Here is a 15071-nt window from a genome sequence, read left to right on the forward strand (position 1 = left end):
ACGATGATCCCCTAATTCTTTATTATGACTTCAGTTAGTACTAGGTAGCAAATGAAGCATCCGATATATTTGGTAAGTTATAGTACAAAATACCATCCAAATATTTAATACGCTATTGATTTTTCATGGTACCAATCTGACTACTCTTAGAAAAACTATTTTGTAAACTGTAGACTGCTATGCTGCTTCTAATTTCTTCACTTGTATTTTTATATGTCTTGTAACCCTATTACAATCCATTCATCTACAACATCCCAGAAATTCAAATTATATTCAGGCTGATCATTGCTAAACCATAATGTAGAGGCACCATCGATACAGTTGGTTATATCAATAGCAACATATCCTCCCATGCCATTTTGAAAAACCCCATATGTAGTAGCCATATTAATTCCTAAAGGTTCATCTAAATCTTCAAGTATTCCCCATTCATAATCCTCAAAATGAGTAATGTGTTCCACTGGACAAGCCCCATAGCTTTACTTGGCAGATAATAAAATCCATTATGTAACTTTTCATAAAACTTCTTAATAGATCCTGGTAGTTTTGACCAAGCTTCCCTCATTTCTGGAATAAAAAACGGGTTGGTTGGTATACCGCCTTCATAGTATAAAATTTCTTCATTTTCACTTTGTACGCTGTATAGTACTGCATATTGTCCATTATCTATTATTAGTTCAAATTCTAATAAATTCTCTTGCAAGTATGATATAGTCTTACTTAATTCTTTTTCACACACACTATTCCATAATGCTATTAATTTATCTTTCTTTTTGATTTTATCCGTTTCTTTAAATATTTCTAACCATTTTTCTGGAATATTTTCATTATTGAGTAATTCCTTGTTAGATACAAACTCTATGCTTTTTCTATAATGATTTAAAAAAGATAATTTTTCCAACCAAATTGCTCCTTTTTACATCCTCTAGTTTATAAAATAATTGAAGATTTTCTAAAAAGCTTCGCATTAAAATATTAATAAATAATTCAAAGCCTGTAATTCATAAAAAGACTCAGAATTTAAGATAGTGGCGTTCGTTTATCATTATTCATTTTTATTTTTCACATAATTTAGTATAAACTGTCTGTTTATTTCACTTTGAGGTAACAATGCTAAATGTTCATATTCAAAAATCATTTGTCGTTGAGTTGGAGATATAGCTGAATTTATTACTTCTTCATAATCATAATTAATTTTTAGCTTTCCAGGATACTTCAATGTTAATGTTAAATTCGTCCATGGCTCTTGATCATTATCAATAAATATTTGTCTTAAATCATAAAATTGATTTTGTAACTCTAATAACAAGCTATCATATGTTTTTTCACTTACATTATATTTTTCAGGAATATCATGTGAATATATAAATTCTTCATTCATAGAAGTATTGAAATAAAAATACACTTCTCTAGAACCATCCAAAATTTCAGCATACAAGTAAATCTCATACCAATTACCATCAGGTATGATACCAAGGATATCCTCTGCTATCACGGGGTACATCTGATTCATCTGTTTTTCCATAGGTTATTAACTCCCATTTTGATTTTGTATTGTTACCTTTTTTGCCCTACCTCCATCAATTGAATAGCCAACAATAAAACTAGATGCTATTTTCTCCGTGTTGACGGCATTCCTTCTTTGATATAAATCGCTGCCTTTTTTGACGAATTTCCCACCTGTACTCACCCAGCCTGCAAAGGGAATCATCGCACTAAAAGAGAGTGCGGCATTCGTCGTATCTCCTCGAGCGGTATAAATAATCCCATTTACACCATCGGCTATTTCTCCAACACCAGGAATAAGTCCAACTATATCCAAGCCAGTCTGTATGAAATCAAGCACTTTATTTTCTTTTGGTTTCTCAACCTGAATACTTTCTTGTTTATATTCCACTTGAGAAACAACTTCATAGAAAAGCGTTTCTCCAACCATATACTTTTTAATAAGTAAACCATTTTCATATTGATGGTATTTGACATTATCCTCTACGTTCTCTTCGACAGTACTCACTTTTTTTCCTTCGAGACCTTGGAAAGTCGCTGCGGTAAGCATGGTGCCGACCAACTTTTCTTTGCTCAAATGAAAAATAAATTCTTAGTTTGTGTTTGAATATTTCATTTTCGATTTAAGAAGCTTTAATTAAATCTAAGGAATTCAATTATTTAAGTCAAAAAGAAAACTTTAACCGAATGACAAGCACTCAATCAAAGTTCATTAGCTAATCATATTCAAATCCTTGATAGTAAAACCATCAATAGTTTTTGAGTTTTATATAACTTTTTGTAATTCCTCTATCTTACCTATCTTAAATATATTCTCTTAAAAATCTTCTTCCCATACTTCTTGGGCATCCAATAATCTTTGTGATAAAAACTCATAAAAATCATTTGCTGTATAGTAGTTATCAAGTCCCCCTTGTCTATTCCAAGCTATTATTGGGCACTCATTATTCTCCATTTTGCTTGTATGGAGGCAATAAACATATTCTCCAGCATTTTCAACAACTACTAAATCCTTTTCCATTCCTAAATCTCTGTATCTCTTTGTGTTAATAACAACAGGAGTTCTATTTGACTTAGCCACTCCTGAAATATCGACTCCAAATAATCCACCAGAACCATAGGTAGTTAAAAACCATTTAAAACTTTCTGGTAATTCCACACCTAACTCATTTTGGACAAGATTAATTTGACTTTCGTCTACCCCACCAGTAAAGTCATCTAATTCCTTATGTTCATTAATAAAATTTGTTAATTCCTCTTTATCCATATATGGTTCCTCCTTTTACAAATCGCTTTTCTCTATCTCTTTTGCTCTCCATCTCCAATATTTACCCCTAAAGTTATCGTATTGCTTTTTTAAGACAGGATCATTTCTAAAGCTCCCTCCATTCTCCACCAAACCGTGTAAAATTTTATGGTATTCATCATGCATACTAGCCGGAATTTCCACCATTGACCCTGGCTCTCTTTGTATTAAATGATGAAGCTCTATAACTGTTCCATCTTTCCAAATTGGTGCTCTTCCTTTTTTCATTAATTGAAAATTTGTCATACCACTATCGAGGTCAATCCTTTTATAATCAATATCTAGCCTTTGAAAAACCCTTCTGCTAATATCTCTTACTTCTCCATTAACCTTGGTCGTTCCAGTATATTCTACATCCATATAGTTTTTATATTCTATCCCAGTCCCCTTAGCCTCGACATCCACATTCTTTATATCACTCTTAACACCGACATCTCCACTTTTGATCGTCGTAGGAATCTCCGTTTTTACTGGTGGCATATTAAATGCAAGGACATTCGGCGTACTATATTTGTAACCATTAGACATTATATCCAGGTGATTTTGTGTTTTTCCTAATGGACTGTTGACGACATCTTCGTAAATAGGCGAATAGACGGAGGCCATTTTCTCCGTGTTCACTACATTTCTTGCTTGATATAAATCGCTGCCTTTTTTGACGAATTTTCCACCTGTGCTCGCCCATCCTGCAAAGGGGATCATGGCACTAAAAGAGAGTGCGGCGTTCGTCGTATCTCCTCGAGCGGTATAAATAATCCCATTTACACCATCGGCTATTTCTCCAACTCCTGTGACAAGTCCGACCACATCTAATACGGTCTGGAAGATATCTAGTCCTATATTTTCCTTTGGTTTCTCAACTTGAACGCTCTCTTGCTTATATTCTACTTGAGAAACAACTTCATAGAAAACTGTTTCTCCAACCATATACTCTTTAATAAGTAAACCATTTTCATACTGATGGTATTTGACATTTTCCTCTACGTGTTCTTCGACAGTGGCCACTTTTTTTCCTTCAAGACCTTGGAAAGTCGCTGCGGTAAGCATGGTGCCGATTAACTTTTCCTGTTTCTCCACCCAAAAGTTACTAGGATCTAAGTATACTTTTGGGAATAGTTCTGTTCTAATGTCACTTCTTAACGTAAGAACTTCCCATTGGCTTTGCTCAAAGGTTATATCCTTAACCCCTGCTTTAAACAGAGCTTCCAAATCTGCTAGCCATGTGTCCATCGCCTGTAAACCTTGTTCGATGGGGTTTAGTGCGTTCGTCTGGGAGGCATCAAATTCGTGAAGCCCATTGACCGTTTCAGTGCGTTTTCTTTTAGAATCCATGACTCCTATTTGTACCCCACTATCATCCAAATGGGGTAAACCAACAATATCACTTACTTGGTCCATGATACTATTCGTTTGTTCCGTCAAGCTTTCGGTTAGTTGACCAATTAGTGTAAGTCCGTCTTCCAGTTGTCCCTCTAGAAATTGTTCCAGTATGTAGCCTGCGGAATCTGGCTCGAACGAGTGAAGAGCTGCTTCCATTTGGTTGAGAACTTGTTGAAAATTTTCTGAAAACATGCGGAAAAATTGAAGAAATGGCAGATGACATTCTCGATAAAAGGAGCGAATGGCATTTCCGCCTGCTCCTTTCAATTGTTCTTCTATATCAACTAGCCCTAATACCGACTTATAGATGGAATCTACTTCGCTTCTAATTTATTTGCTATAATTAACCATAATTATTAGACCTATGTATGTAAAATTACAAAAAAGCACAAGTCACTAATATTAGACAAGTGCTTTAAGTTCAGTTCGTTTAATGTTCTACTTTATTGTTTATCTTTTAAAAATTTCAAGTACTTTTCGTCATCTTCACTAAAGCACCTGCCTCTTGATTTCTTATCTGCAGTATCAAGATACCCTTTTGCTTTAGCTAATTCACCTAACTCATAAGCCACCTTACCAGCCCATAATTCTCTTTCACCTGTATCTCCTCTTGCGGGATCTGCGACAAATATATTATCAACCCATTTTTTCATCCGTTCGGTATCGTTTAATATAATAGATATATCTAAAATACCCCAAATGATTAAAAAGCTCTCATCAAAAATTGCTTTATCGTCTGGTAGTTCTTTCCATGCTTGTTCTAATAAAACTACAGACTCCTCTAGATTTCCTTTATCAAATTCTTCATTACTCTTATCCATCAATTCTTTTATGTGAGCACCTTTTTCACCTGTTACATAACTCATTTTAATCACCTCTTAAATTTCACTTCTGATCACATCAAAATATTTATCATCTTCATTTTCAAAAATCGAGTAACCTTCCAGAATATATGCTCTCAATAAGTATTCTTTCGCTTTATTAACGTCTCCTAATTCATACAAGGTCTCACCTAGACGTAACATAATAAAAGGATTTTCTATTCCATCAGGACAATTAATCGCATTAAATAAAAAATGTTTCGAAGCATCATAATCTTTATTCATATAACTTGTATCGCCTAATGCTGTGTAAATCCAAGTACTAGCTTCCCAATTTTGTTTAGGTTCGGGAACTAAATCTAAAGCTTTCAGGTACATTTTTATTGCATTCTCAAACTCAAAACTATTAACTAAATCATCACCTTGAGAACATAAACTAACTATTCTTTCATAAAGTTCATCATGTAATTCCAATATAGACTCCCCCTAATTATCTGGTGGTAAATATTTCTCTCCTAAGCTAGCACCTTGTGAACGGTTTATACTATAGTGTTCCAGATAATAATTATTTGAATCAAGCATCCATTCTCTTACCTCTTTTGACTTTGGACCATAATTACGACCAATTTCATTCCACCATGTAACGGCATCTGTTTTGTGTGCCATATCTGCTTCATTTAAAGGACGCCATTTATTTTCACCGTCTAAGAATTGAGTTTTACCACGTACATTTTGTATCTTGCTTTCTTGAGACATTCTTTCAATAACTTCTCTACCAGTTCTTGACGATTTACTTGGTGTTCTCCCCATATATTTTAGTCTATTACTAGTAGGTTTAACAGTATCCGTACTCTTTGCCTTGCCATCCACATTCTTTATAGCAGTCCCACCATCAATATCTCCACTTTTAACCGTCGTAGGAATCTCCGTTTTTACTGGTGGCATATTAAATGGAAGGGCATTCGGCGTACTATATTTGTAATTATTAGACATTATATCCAGGTGATTTTGTGTTTTTCCTAATGGACTGTTCACCACGTCTTGGTAAATGGGTGTATAGATGGATGCCATTTTCTCCGTGCTTACAACATTCCTTCTTTGATATAAATCGCTGCCTTTTTTGACGAATTTCCCACCTGTACTCGCCCAGCCTGCAAAAGGGATCATCGCACTAAATGATAGTGCGGCGTTCGTCGTATCTCCTCGAGCGGTATAAATAATCCCATTTACACCATCGGCTATTTCTCCAACTCCTGGTATAAGTCCGGCCACATCTAATACAGTCTGGAAGATATCTAGTCCTATATTTTCTTTTGGTTTCTCAACTTGAAAGGTCTCTTGCTTATATTCTACTTGAGAAACAACTTCATAGAAAACTGTTTCTCCAACCATATACTCTTTAACAAGCAATCCATTTTCATATTGATGGTATTTGACATTTTCCTCTATGTGTTCTTCGACAGTGGCCACTTTTTTTCCTTCAAGACCTTGGAAAGTCGCTGTGGTAAGCATGGTGCCGATCAACTTTTCCTGTTTCTCCACCCACAAGTTACTAGGATCTAAGTATACTTTTGGGAACAGTTCTGTTCGAATGTCACTTCTTAAGGTAAGAACTTCCCATTGGTTTTGCTCAAAAGTTATATCTTTGACCCCTGCTTTAAACAGTACTTCCAAGTCTGCCAGCCATGTGTCCATCGCCTGCAAGCCCTGTTCGATGGAGTTTAGCGCGGTCGTCTGAGAGGCATCAAATTCATAAAGTCCAACGACCGTGTCATCCCGTTTTTTCTTAGAATCCATGACACCTATTTGTACCCCACTATCATCCAAATGAGGTAGACCAACAATATCACTTACTTGGTCCATTATACTATTCGTTTGATCCGTCAAGCTTTCGGTCAGCTGGCCAATCAGAGTCAGTCCGTCTTCCAGTTGGCCTTCTAGAAATTTTTCCAGTATGTAGCCTGCGGAATCTGGTTCGAGCGAATGAAGGGCTGATTCCATCTGGCCGAGGATTTGTTGAAAGTTATCGGAAAACATGCGGAAAAATTGGAGAAATGGCAGATGACATTCCCGATAAAAGGAGCGAATGGCATTTCCGCCTGCTCCTTTTAATTGCTCCTCCATATCAACTAGCCCTAATACTGACTGATAGATGGAATCTACTTCGCTTCTTAATCTGTCAAGCATCGCAATGTTGCGTTGTAAACCATCTTCAAATAGATCTACATCTAACACTTTCATAAGCAATGCCTCACTAAACTTTTAGAAACAATCACTTTTGAACGATACCCATTTTCTTCATTATACAATAATCCCCCGTACGTGAACATGCTTCTCCTCCTCTAGTAACCTATCAATAGTTATAATATTCCACTTTTACAATAGAAGGTAAAGAGAGAAGTTGTAATTTTCATAAAAACAATGCAAAGGAATTAAATAGAAGAATTTGGTTTGTAACTCTTCTACCACCACTCAAGGAAAATAGTGGTTATTTAGATGGCGCTGAATATAGGTCTTAATAATCAGAATCAATCGTGAGAAATCGACCTTTCCCGATAGTTTTAATCTATTAGAAACAGGAATATCCACTCAAGAAAATGTAAGTAGTTTAATAATTTTCCCCCTACCAACCGCACTTATGAGTAAAGGTAATCTGGGTCCACTACTTTGACCTATAACTAATTGATAGACATTTTGAAATAAGTCTTTTTGGCTTTCACGCATTCTTTTTTTATCGTCTTCTTCGCATATAGCATATATTCTATTCATGAAGGAATCTCCTGATAAGGAAGTTTCATTTCTTAGTAACTCTGTTAGTTCGTTTACTTTTCTTCGTTGCTCAGCAGTCAAGCTATAGTAGTACAAGACATTATTTTTCTGATTTATACTTACCAATCGATGAGGATTCCAATATTTTATCCAATGAGCCACCCTGTCGCTAATCTGATTGATCTCTTGCATTGTATATTCTATTCCCGTTCTACTTAATGAAGTTTGTAATAATTCATAGTTAAAACCTATAAGCGAGAAAATACTTGCAACTTGGCTAAAACTAGGCTGCCTATTTATACTACCGCCACAAGCCAACTCCAATGTAAGTCTAATATCTTCCTCTTTTATCAATCCCTTTGCATAAGCGGATTGATATCGTTCGAACTCTGAGTAATTGCGCAGTACATCTTCGTCTAGTCCAATATGAAAGGAAGCATTTGGTTTGTATTTAGCAAACATAAATAGAATAATTTCCGGTGTGTAGACTAATAGAAGATCATTTGGTGTAAGGACGTTTCCTGATGAGCTAGACATTTTTTCATTTGTCCCTTTTAGCTGGATAAATTCATAAGCAGTATAGTCAGGCGCATCATAATCAAAGATTTCTTTCGCAATGGCTTTAGAAACATTATAACTTCCAGTTGCAGATGAATGATCTCGTCCTCCTGGTTCAAATACTACATCTTCCATCATCCAGCGCATTGCCCAATCAACTTTCCAATTTAGTTTTATCCTGTTTTTTCCCCCTAGTGATTGCACTCCTTCATTTCCACAAGTACAGTTGTATTTAATTTGTCCGAGTTCTTCGTTAAAAGCACTTATAGCGGTCGTATCCTTGTTGCAGCATTCACAATATAAGGTGATGGGGAAAAATGCCTCGCATTGTTCGGAAGAAAAAGAGCTGGACTTAAAACGCATGAGTATCTCATATATCTCTTTTCTTTTTTTCAATGCAATCCAAATATAGTCTGAATATCGTCCAGATTGATACTCCACATTTTGATATATAAATTCAGGTTGAATGCCAAAAGCTTGTAAGGATTGTTCAAACTCTTTTTCAAAATAATGAGCGTAACTTCCTTCTCCAAAAGGGTTTGGGACATCCGAATAAGGCATACCAACAAATCTTTCAAAAGATGCTGGTACATTTTGAGGAACTTTTCTTAATCGATCAAAGTCATCCCAAGAAAAAATAAACCTCGTTTTTTTACCTAAGCTTTCTAAAGCCTTCACTACAAAAAAAGTTGTCACGACTTCCCGGAAGTTCCCAATATGAACAGAACCAGAAGGGCTAATCCCTGATGCACAAGTAAAAACCTTTTTTGTTGGATGTTTTTCAATTAATCTTTTCGCTATTTCATATGCCCAGTGCATACACTCCACCTCTTTTTCTTTTTTTCATTACATTCGTTTTAAATAAAATAAAAAAACTCCCACCTCCCAAGATTTTCATCTTGAGGGCGAGAGTTTGAATTCGCGGTACCACCTCAGTTTGCTTATTGATCACTCAATAAGCCTTATCAGGTACGGCCATTAGGCGATACCTTATCCCCGTAACGGAGGAAACCGTCGTAGCATCCCTAAGACTCGCTTAGTTCCATACGAAGCTCGGAGGTTTTTTTCAATAAGAATTCCCATCCCTCTTTTCACCAACCAAGGGTCTCTGTAATGCTGCATCTTATCTAATCGTCTCGTCATCGCCAATAAGTTATTGTTACTGATAATAGCAAATTCCATTTTATTTTTCAACTTTTTTGAAAAATCGAATTATTTACTAATATTCACCTCATTATCATAATCCAGATAATAAATAAACTAATACAACAGTGAAAGTAACAAATTCTATTAAGAAGGAAGCAGATTTATTCATCGCAACGTTGACAAAGGGGGGCGTAAGTTCGAGACTTGTAGGGACTTATTAAAGGGTCGTAATGCTGAGGAAATAGACGTAGCAGCACTTGCTAAAAAACCGAGTTTTACTCAGGTGCAGATATAGAAAATGTCTTGAAGGAAATTCTGACCACATCAAAAAAGAGATACACCTAGAAATAAGGTAGTATCTTTTTCAGTATGGAAATCAAATTGTCCAATCCGCTTAATACACGATAGAATATTGTTATACCAACAGTTTTAGTTAACTCACGCCTTGTAACACTCCAATTATATTAAACTTTTCTTGTAGCTCATTAAGAAATAAGCGATAATTCAAAACGAAATATTTCCTGGGAAACCGCAGAATCTAACATAAAACGCTCTTGAGTACCTTAAAATGCACCATAATCCGACATCGATACGCTATGTTTTTTCATTCCACCCAGCCTTTGATTTGGTGCTTTACGGAGCATGAGGTATATAGTCTCGTGCCATGGCTCACTGACAGAGGAACTGTTAATCGTTTGTTGGAAGTTGCTAAACCCATCTCAACTCAATTTAACTATATAGTCCATGTTTTTTTATATAGTCATAGCATGAAGTCGGCAATAAATATTTCGGTTCTCCGCCCATAGCAAATTCTTCTCGAATATAGGTCGAGCTAATCTCCATAGCCAACCCCTTATCAACTAAATGGAAGGTTGAACCATCATCATTGTTCCTAAGTATAGCAGAGCGACTAATGGTTGATAGCATATCCACTCCCTCTCTTGCCATCACAATGAATTTATTTTCAGAAACTAACTCTCTTCCTTTGGCCCATTCACCTTTTGCTATATCCACTAACAAATCTGCTCCCATAATGAAGTACACCTCATCATTTGGATATTTCTTCTTAAAATGTACCATTGTGTCATACGTATATATATTCCATGCATCTTGCTTCATCTCATGATCATCTGCAACAAAACGACTATCATCTTCTATCGCCAGTTGAAGCATATTCCAACGATGCTCATCTTCCGTCTTCATTCTTTTGTCTTTTCTTTTACTTGAACAAGGCAAGAAAATCACCTTCTCCAATTTACAGCGATGAGCAACAGTGCTTGCCGTCCATAAATGTACGTTTGTAATTGGGTCAAATGAAGACCCATAAATACCGATTTTAGCCATTATCTGTTTCCTCCAAATCCCTTGTTTGACTATTACAATATTATCTTCGCACTTTTTCCTGAATTTCACGGATTCGCTCCATCTTGTTATCCCAACAAGCTTGACTTAAATCGATTGGGTACTCTTCTGGATTCATGGTACGCTTATATTCATTCCACAATAATTTTAGATTTTCTTTTGCATAGTCTTGTGTTTCTTGAATTGTCGGTAAATCATATACGACAGAACCATTCACTATTATATCTACATGCAATTCCTTTGCTGTAAAATCAGTTACGAATTTACTAATGTAGGTGTGTACCGGATGAAACATTTTTAGACGCTCTTCCTCTTGTGGTTTTTCATGCGCTAAAGCAATATAGTCTCCTTCTGCATGACCGTTGACGTTATTGATAATTCGATATATTCTTTTTCGTCCTGGTGTTGTTACTTTCTCTGGATTTCCAGAGATTTTAATGGTATCAACCATTTCTCCATCTTCATTTTCAATAGCAACCAACTTATATACAGCACCAAGTGCGGGCTGATCATAGGCAGTAATCAGTTTTGTTCCAACACCCCAAGTATCTATTCGAGCTCCTTGTGCTTTTAAGTTCATGATCGTGTATTCATCTAGATCATTAGAAGCGGAAATTTTTGCTTCTTTAAAACCAGCTTCATCTAACATTTTTCTTGCTTCTTTTGAAAGGTAAGCCATATCTCCACTGTCTAATCGAATCCCTATAAAATTAATCTTCTCCCCAAATTCCTTTGCTACCCGAATAGCGTTAGGCACGCCAGAACGTAGTGTATCGTATGTGTCTACTAAAAAAACACAATCCTTATGTGCTTCTGCATATTTTGTAAAAGCTACATATTCATCCTGATAAGCTTGCACCATTGCATGGGCATGTGTTCCAGCCACAGGGATACCAAATAATTTCCCTGCACGCACATTACTTGTAGCAGAAAACCCTCCGATATAAGCAGCCCGAGTACCCCAAATTGCCGCATCTAATTCTTGAGCGCGTCTAGTACCGAACTCCATTGCCACCTCGTCACCAATCACTTGTTTAATCCGGGAAGCTTTTGTTGCAATCAATGTCTGGAAGTTCACTATATTTAATAAGGCAGTTTCAATCAATTGTGCCTCAGCTAATGGTGCCTCTATTTGCAAGATAGGTTCATTGGCAAACACCAATTCTCCTTCTTTCATGGAACGAATCGTTCCTGTGAATTGAAGATTACTCAAGTATTCCAGATACTGCTCGGAATAGTGTCCCTCTTCACGAAGATATGCGATATCACTTTCAGAAAATACGAAGCTTTCGATAAATTCAATTATACGCTGCAACCCTGCGAATAGTGAATATCCATTTCCAAACGGAAGCTTACGGAAATACATTTCAAAAAAAGCTTTCTTATTGTGAATACCATCCTTCCAATAAGTTTCCACCATATTAATTTGATAAAGGTCTGTGTGTAACATAAAACTATCATCTGCATATTTCATTTTGTTTTCCTCCTTTATTTTTAAACGATCCTTGCCCCAAGTGAATTTTCAAAATGCCCTAATGCCCATTCATGTCCAGCTTGATTAAAGGAAGCTACCGCGTCTTTATGGATGACAATATGAAATCCTTTGTTATAAGCGTCTACCGCTGTATGGAGAACACAAATATCTGTACAAACACCAACTAAGTGAATCTCTGAAATTCCTCGCTCACGCAATTTAAGCTCTAAATCTGTTCCAGCAAATGCTGAATATCTTTTTTTGTCCATAAAGTAGACATTTTCTCTTCCTTCATTTACCTCATATACATTTTTTAATGAACCGTATAAATTTCTACCTTCTGTATTTCTAATATTATGAGGGGGAAATAATTTCGTTTCGGGATGATATTTGTCCCCTATTTCATGGACATCCACAGCAAATACCGTGAAATCTCCATTGGTAATAAATTCCTCCGTCAACTTGGTAACTTTGGATTCTAATCTTTGACCTGGTTCTCCACAAGTTAAAGAACCGTTTGTAGCTACAAAGTCTTCCGTATAATCAATGTTAATCAGTGCACGTTTTTGCATAATTTCTTCACCTCATGTTTAGTTTTGAATTAGTAATTAATGAATTACAAATTACATTTTTTAAAATTAATTAGGAAAGAAAAAAACTTTCCTAATGATAAATGGACTCAATAATTTCAAAGTCATTAAACCGATATAATTGGGACGGTCTAAAGGAATTTCTATTTGTTTTTTTCGGCTTTCCTTCCTCATCTATCGCCTTTTCGATAAAAGGAAGCTTTGGTGCTTTGGTAAAAAATACAGAATCATTGGAGATGCGTGGATCCTCTCCCACAGTCAAAAGAACCCTTTGTAATTCAGATAATGTGAATTCTTTCGGCAGAAAATTTTTAGCAACTGTTGATTGAATCATCTCTTTTTTAATGGACTTCAAGGCGTCAGTAATTATTTGGCGATGGTCAAAAGCTAAATCCAGCTTGAATACTTCTTCGATATCGAATAATTCCACCTCTGCAGCATCATCATTTGCTTGTCGCTGTCCTATGTTTTGGTCAGGAACAATTGCGTAAAAAGCATTTGATATCATCCATCCACGAGGGTCGCGTCCAAATTCGTCATACACCCCAAAATGCTTAATGTGCAAGCCATCTACATTTGTTTCTTCTTTCAACTCTCGCTTTGCCGCCATGTAAGCCGTTTCCTTTTTCGGAGCATCTACGAAACCACCAGGTAGCGCCCATTTTCCTCCTTCGATATTAGGATTATTATCGCTATCTTTTTCTGCTCGTTTGATCAACATAATATTCAGTGTCATCTTTGGCGGAGCTTTCTCTAATACTTTTTCCGACACAATGGTAAAAATAGCGATGTCCGCTGTATATCCATCTGGCGTGCGGTATTTAGAAGAATCATAGTTCTTCAGAAATTCCTTTTCTGTCTTATACTTCATCATAAGTATACCTCATTCTTCTTGGTAATTTGTAATTATTGAATTACTATTTGTTTATATGATATTCCTTCTTTGATTATTTTGCAACACTTTTGTTTAAAATATTTTAAGAAAATTCTACTTTAAGGAAGAATCCAGATATGTAATTCAGCTAAACTGCTTTGTAACACACAAAAAACAGCCCCAGTTCCCCGAGGCCATACGTTTTTTATTAAGTAAAATATTCTAACTTTGCATTAGGAAAGTACTTTTCCATATAGCCGTATAGATGAGATTTTATTTCTTCCTCTTCGTCCTTTTGGTAAATATACTTACCGATTCCATACTTGCCCCATTTGTAGCGTCTTTTTTCTTCGTCTAACTCCAATTTTGTCTTTGGGTAATTCTTTTCAATCACTTTTTTGGCGGGCTTTGTAAACCGGTGTTGAATAAATTCAAATGTAATATCCTCTCTTGCATCTTGAGGCAATTCCTCGTCAAGCCGTTCAAACAAGTGGCGATAGCCCTCCTCCCAGCCCTTATGTAGGTAGATCGGAGCAATGATAAATCCAAGCGGGTAGCCAGCTCTTGCCACTTTTCCTGCAGCCTCGATTCTTTTATCGAGTGGAGAAGTGCCTGGTTCAAAGTTTTTAATAACATAATCAGCATTTACGCTAAATCGGAATCGCGTCTTGCCATTATGCTTAGCATCCAACAAGTGGTCGACAAAATGGAATTTCGTTACAAAACGTAGCCTACCTAGTTCTGTTTGACCAATATGCTCAATTGCTCTTTTCAATGAATGCGTTAAATGGTCAATTCCCACAATATCGGATGTACAGGCGGCTTCGAAACGAGTAATCTCAGGAGCGCGTTCTTCGATATAACGATCGGCGGCTTCCAAAATCTCCTCTACGTTTACGTAAGTTCGAATATATGGTTTGCTGCCCATCGTCGTTTGCAAATAACAATAATGACAATGCCCCATACAACCTGTTGCAAGTGGAATTGCATATTCAGCTGAAGGCTTGGACGTATCGAATTTTAACGTTTTTCGAATACCTACGACTAAAGTTGATTTTGCAATACGATACTTTTGAGCATCCGTATCACCCGGCAAATCCCGAATTTGGTTATGTGAAGTCGTAAAGCGCGTTTCAATCCCCATTTTCTCGAATTTTTCCTTCAATTCTCTACCAAGCGGATAATCAAGTGAATTTGGTTCAAAATATACAAGCTGTGGCGTGAAGGGTTTATTCATACTGCATACAACCTAATCCATAATTATTATCCATTTAATCATCTTACT

At 36.2% G+C, this 15071-nt stretch carries 14 protein-coding genes, 1 pseudogene and 1 other annotated feature; all 15 genes and pseudogenes read right to left on the reverse strand.

What is annotated here, in order from left to right; genetic code table 11:
• Window positions 1-209: 209 nt before the first annotated feature.
• Window positions 210-461: a hypothetical protein gene (locus tag ACIQ38_RS19610; RefSeq protein ID WP_402827139.1), complete on the reverse strand. Its 252-nt coding sequence runs from the start codon at window positions 459-461 to the stop codon at window positions 210-212.
• On the reverse strand, window positions 407-901 hold the full coding sequence (locus ACIQ38_RS19615; protein ID WP_402827141.1) for a hypothetical protein: 495 nt from the start codon (window positions 899-901) through the stop codon (window positions 407-409). The genes ACIQ38_RS19610 and ACIQ38_RS19615 overlap by 55 nt, the downstream gene beginning before the upstream one ends.
• A gap of 144 nt (window positions 902-1045) precedes the next feature.
• Window positions 1046-1525: an antitoxin YezG family protein gene (locus ACIQ38_RS19620; protein WP_402827144.1), complete on the reverse strand. Its 480-nt coding sequence runs from the start codon at window positions 1523-1525 to the stop codon at window positions 1046-1048.
• A gap of 6 nt (window positions 1526-1531) precedes the next feature.
• Window positions 1532-2014 (reverse strand): hypothetical protein, encoded by a 483-nt coding sequence (locus ACIQ38_RS19625; RefSeq protein ID WP_402827147.1) that lies wholly within the window; start codon window positions 2012-2014, stop codon window positions 1532-1534.
• A gap of 309 nt (window positions 2015-2323) precedes the next feature.
• A complete protein-coding gene (locus ACIQ38_RS19630; RefSeq protein WP_402827150.1) occupies window positions 2324-2773 on the reverse strand; it encodes an SMI1/KNR4 family protein in 450 nt (149 codons plus the stop codon).
• A 15-nt stretch (window positions 2774-2788) separates the two neighbouring features.
• The gene (locus ACIQ38_RS19635) at window positions 2789-4522 is read right to left on the reverse strand and encodes a T7SS effector LXG polymorphic toxin (RefSeq protein ID WP_402827572.1); all 1734 of its coding nucleotides are present in this window, start codon (window positions 4520-4522) and stop codon (window positions 2789-2791) included.
• A gap of 113 nt (window positions 4523-4635) precedes the next feature.
• Window positions 4636-5058, reverse strand: coding sequence for a hypothetical protein (locus tag ACIQ38_RS19640; RefSeq protein ID WP_402827153.1), 423 nt, complete (start codon window positions 5056-5058; stop codon window positions 4636-4638).
• Window positions 5059-5070: 12 nt separating this feature from the next.
• On the reverse strand, window positions 5071-5487 hold the full coding sequence (locus tag ACIQ38_RS19645; RefSeq protein WP_402827156.1) for a tetratricopeptide repeat protein: 417 nt from the start codon (window positions 5485-5487) through the stop codon (window positions 5071-5073).
• Between the two features lie 12 nt (window positions 5488-5499).
• A pseudogene (locus tag ACIQ38_RS19650) lies at window positions 5500-7269 on the reverse strand (T7SS effector LXG polymorphic toxin); the annotation flags it as partial.
• A 333-nt stretch (window positions 7270-7602) separates the two neighbouring features.
• Entirely contained in the window at window positions 7603-9159 is a 1557-nt protein-coding gene (gene lysS / locus ACIQ38_RS19655; protein WP_402827159.1) for a lysine--tRNA ligase, read from the reverse strand.
• 79 nt (window positions 9160-9238) lie between these two features.
• Window positions 9239-9492: a binding site (T-box leader), on the reverse strand.
• 723 nt (window positions 9493-10215) lie between these two features.
• Window positions 10216-10830 (reverse strand): nicotinate (nicotinamide) nucleotide adenylyltransferase, encoded by a 615-nt coding sequence (nadD, locus tag ACIQ38_RS19660; RefSeq protein ID WP_402827162.1) that lies wholly within the window; start codon window positions 10828-10830, stop codon window positions 10216-10218.
• 40 nt (window positions 10831-10870) lie between these two features.
• Window positions 10871-12322 carry a nicotinate phosphoribosyltransferase gene (locus ACIQ38_RS19665; RefSeq protein WP_402827165.1) on the reverse strand — a complete coding sequence of 484 codons (1452 nt, stop codon included), beginning with the start codon at window positions 12320-12322 and terminating at the stop codon, window positions 10871-10873.
• Between the two features lie 20 nt (window positions 12323-12342).
• Complete coding sequence (locus tag ACIQ38_RS19670; protein ID WP_402827168.1) at window positions 12343-12894, reverse strand: cysteine hydrolase family protein; 552 nt, start codon at window positions 12892-12894, stop codon at window positions 12343-12345.
• A 91-nt stretch (window positions 12895-12985) separates the two neighbouring features.
• Window positions 12986-13786, reverse strand: a complete 801-nt coding sequence (locus ACIQ38_RS19675; protein ID WP_402827171.1) for an NUDIX domain-containing protein — start codon at window positions 13784-13786, stop codon at window positions 12986-12988.
• Window positions 13787-13994: 208 nt separating this feature from the next.
• Complete coding sequence (splB, locus tag ACIQ38_RS19680) at window positions 13995-15023, reverse strand: spore photoproduct lyase (RefSeq protein ID WP_402827174.1); 1029 nt, start codon at window positions 15021-15023, stop codon at window positions 13995-13997.
• Window positions 15024-15071: the final 48 nt, after the last annotated feature.

Source organism: Psychrobacillus sp. NPDC096389, from assembly GCF_044762855.1.
Classification (GTDB): Bacteria; Bacillota; Bacilli; order Bacillales_A; family Planococcaceae; genus Psychrobacillus.

What these genes read in the sequence shown, in the direction of transcription:
- ACIQ38_RS19640 (WP_402827153.1), bottom strand. Translation starts at nt 5,058, where the DNA reads ATGAGTTATGTAACAGGTGAAAAAGGTGCTCACATAAAAGAATTGATG.
- ACIQ38_RS19670 (WP_402827168.1), bottom strand. Translation starts at nt 12,894, where the DNA reads ATGCAAAAACGTGCACTGATTAACATTGATTATACGGAAGACTTTGTA.
- ACIQ38_RS19675 (WP_402827171.1), bottom strand. Translation starts at nt 13,786, where the DNA reads ATGATGAAGTATAAGACAGAAAAGGAATTTCTGAAGAACTATGATTCT.
- ACIQ38_RS19630 (WP_402827150.1), bottom strand. Translation starts at nt 2,773, where the DNA reads ATGGATAAAGAGGAATTAACAAATTTTATTAATGAACATAAGGAATTA.
- nadD (WP_402827162.1), bottom strand. Translation starts at nt 10,830, where the DNA reads ATGGCTAAAATCGGTATTTATGGGTCTTCATTTGACCCAATTACAAAC.
- ACIQ38_RS19620 (WP_402827144.1), bottom strand. Translation starts at nt 1,525, where the DNA reads ATGGAAAAACAGATGAATCAGATGTACCCCGTGATAGCAGAGGATATC.
- lysS (WP_402827159.1), bottom strand. Translation starts at nt 9,159, where the DNA reads ATGCACTGGGCATATGAAATAGCGAAAAGATTAATTGAAAAACATCCA.
- ACIQ38_RS19665 (WP_402827165.1), bottom strand. Translation starts at nt 12,322, where the DNA reads ATGAAATATGCAGATGATAGTTTTATGTTACACACAGACCTTTATCAA.
- splB (WP_402827174.1), bottom strand. Translation starts at nt 15,023, where the DNA reads ATGAATAAACCCTTCACGCCACAGCTTGTATATTTTGAACCAAATTCA.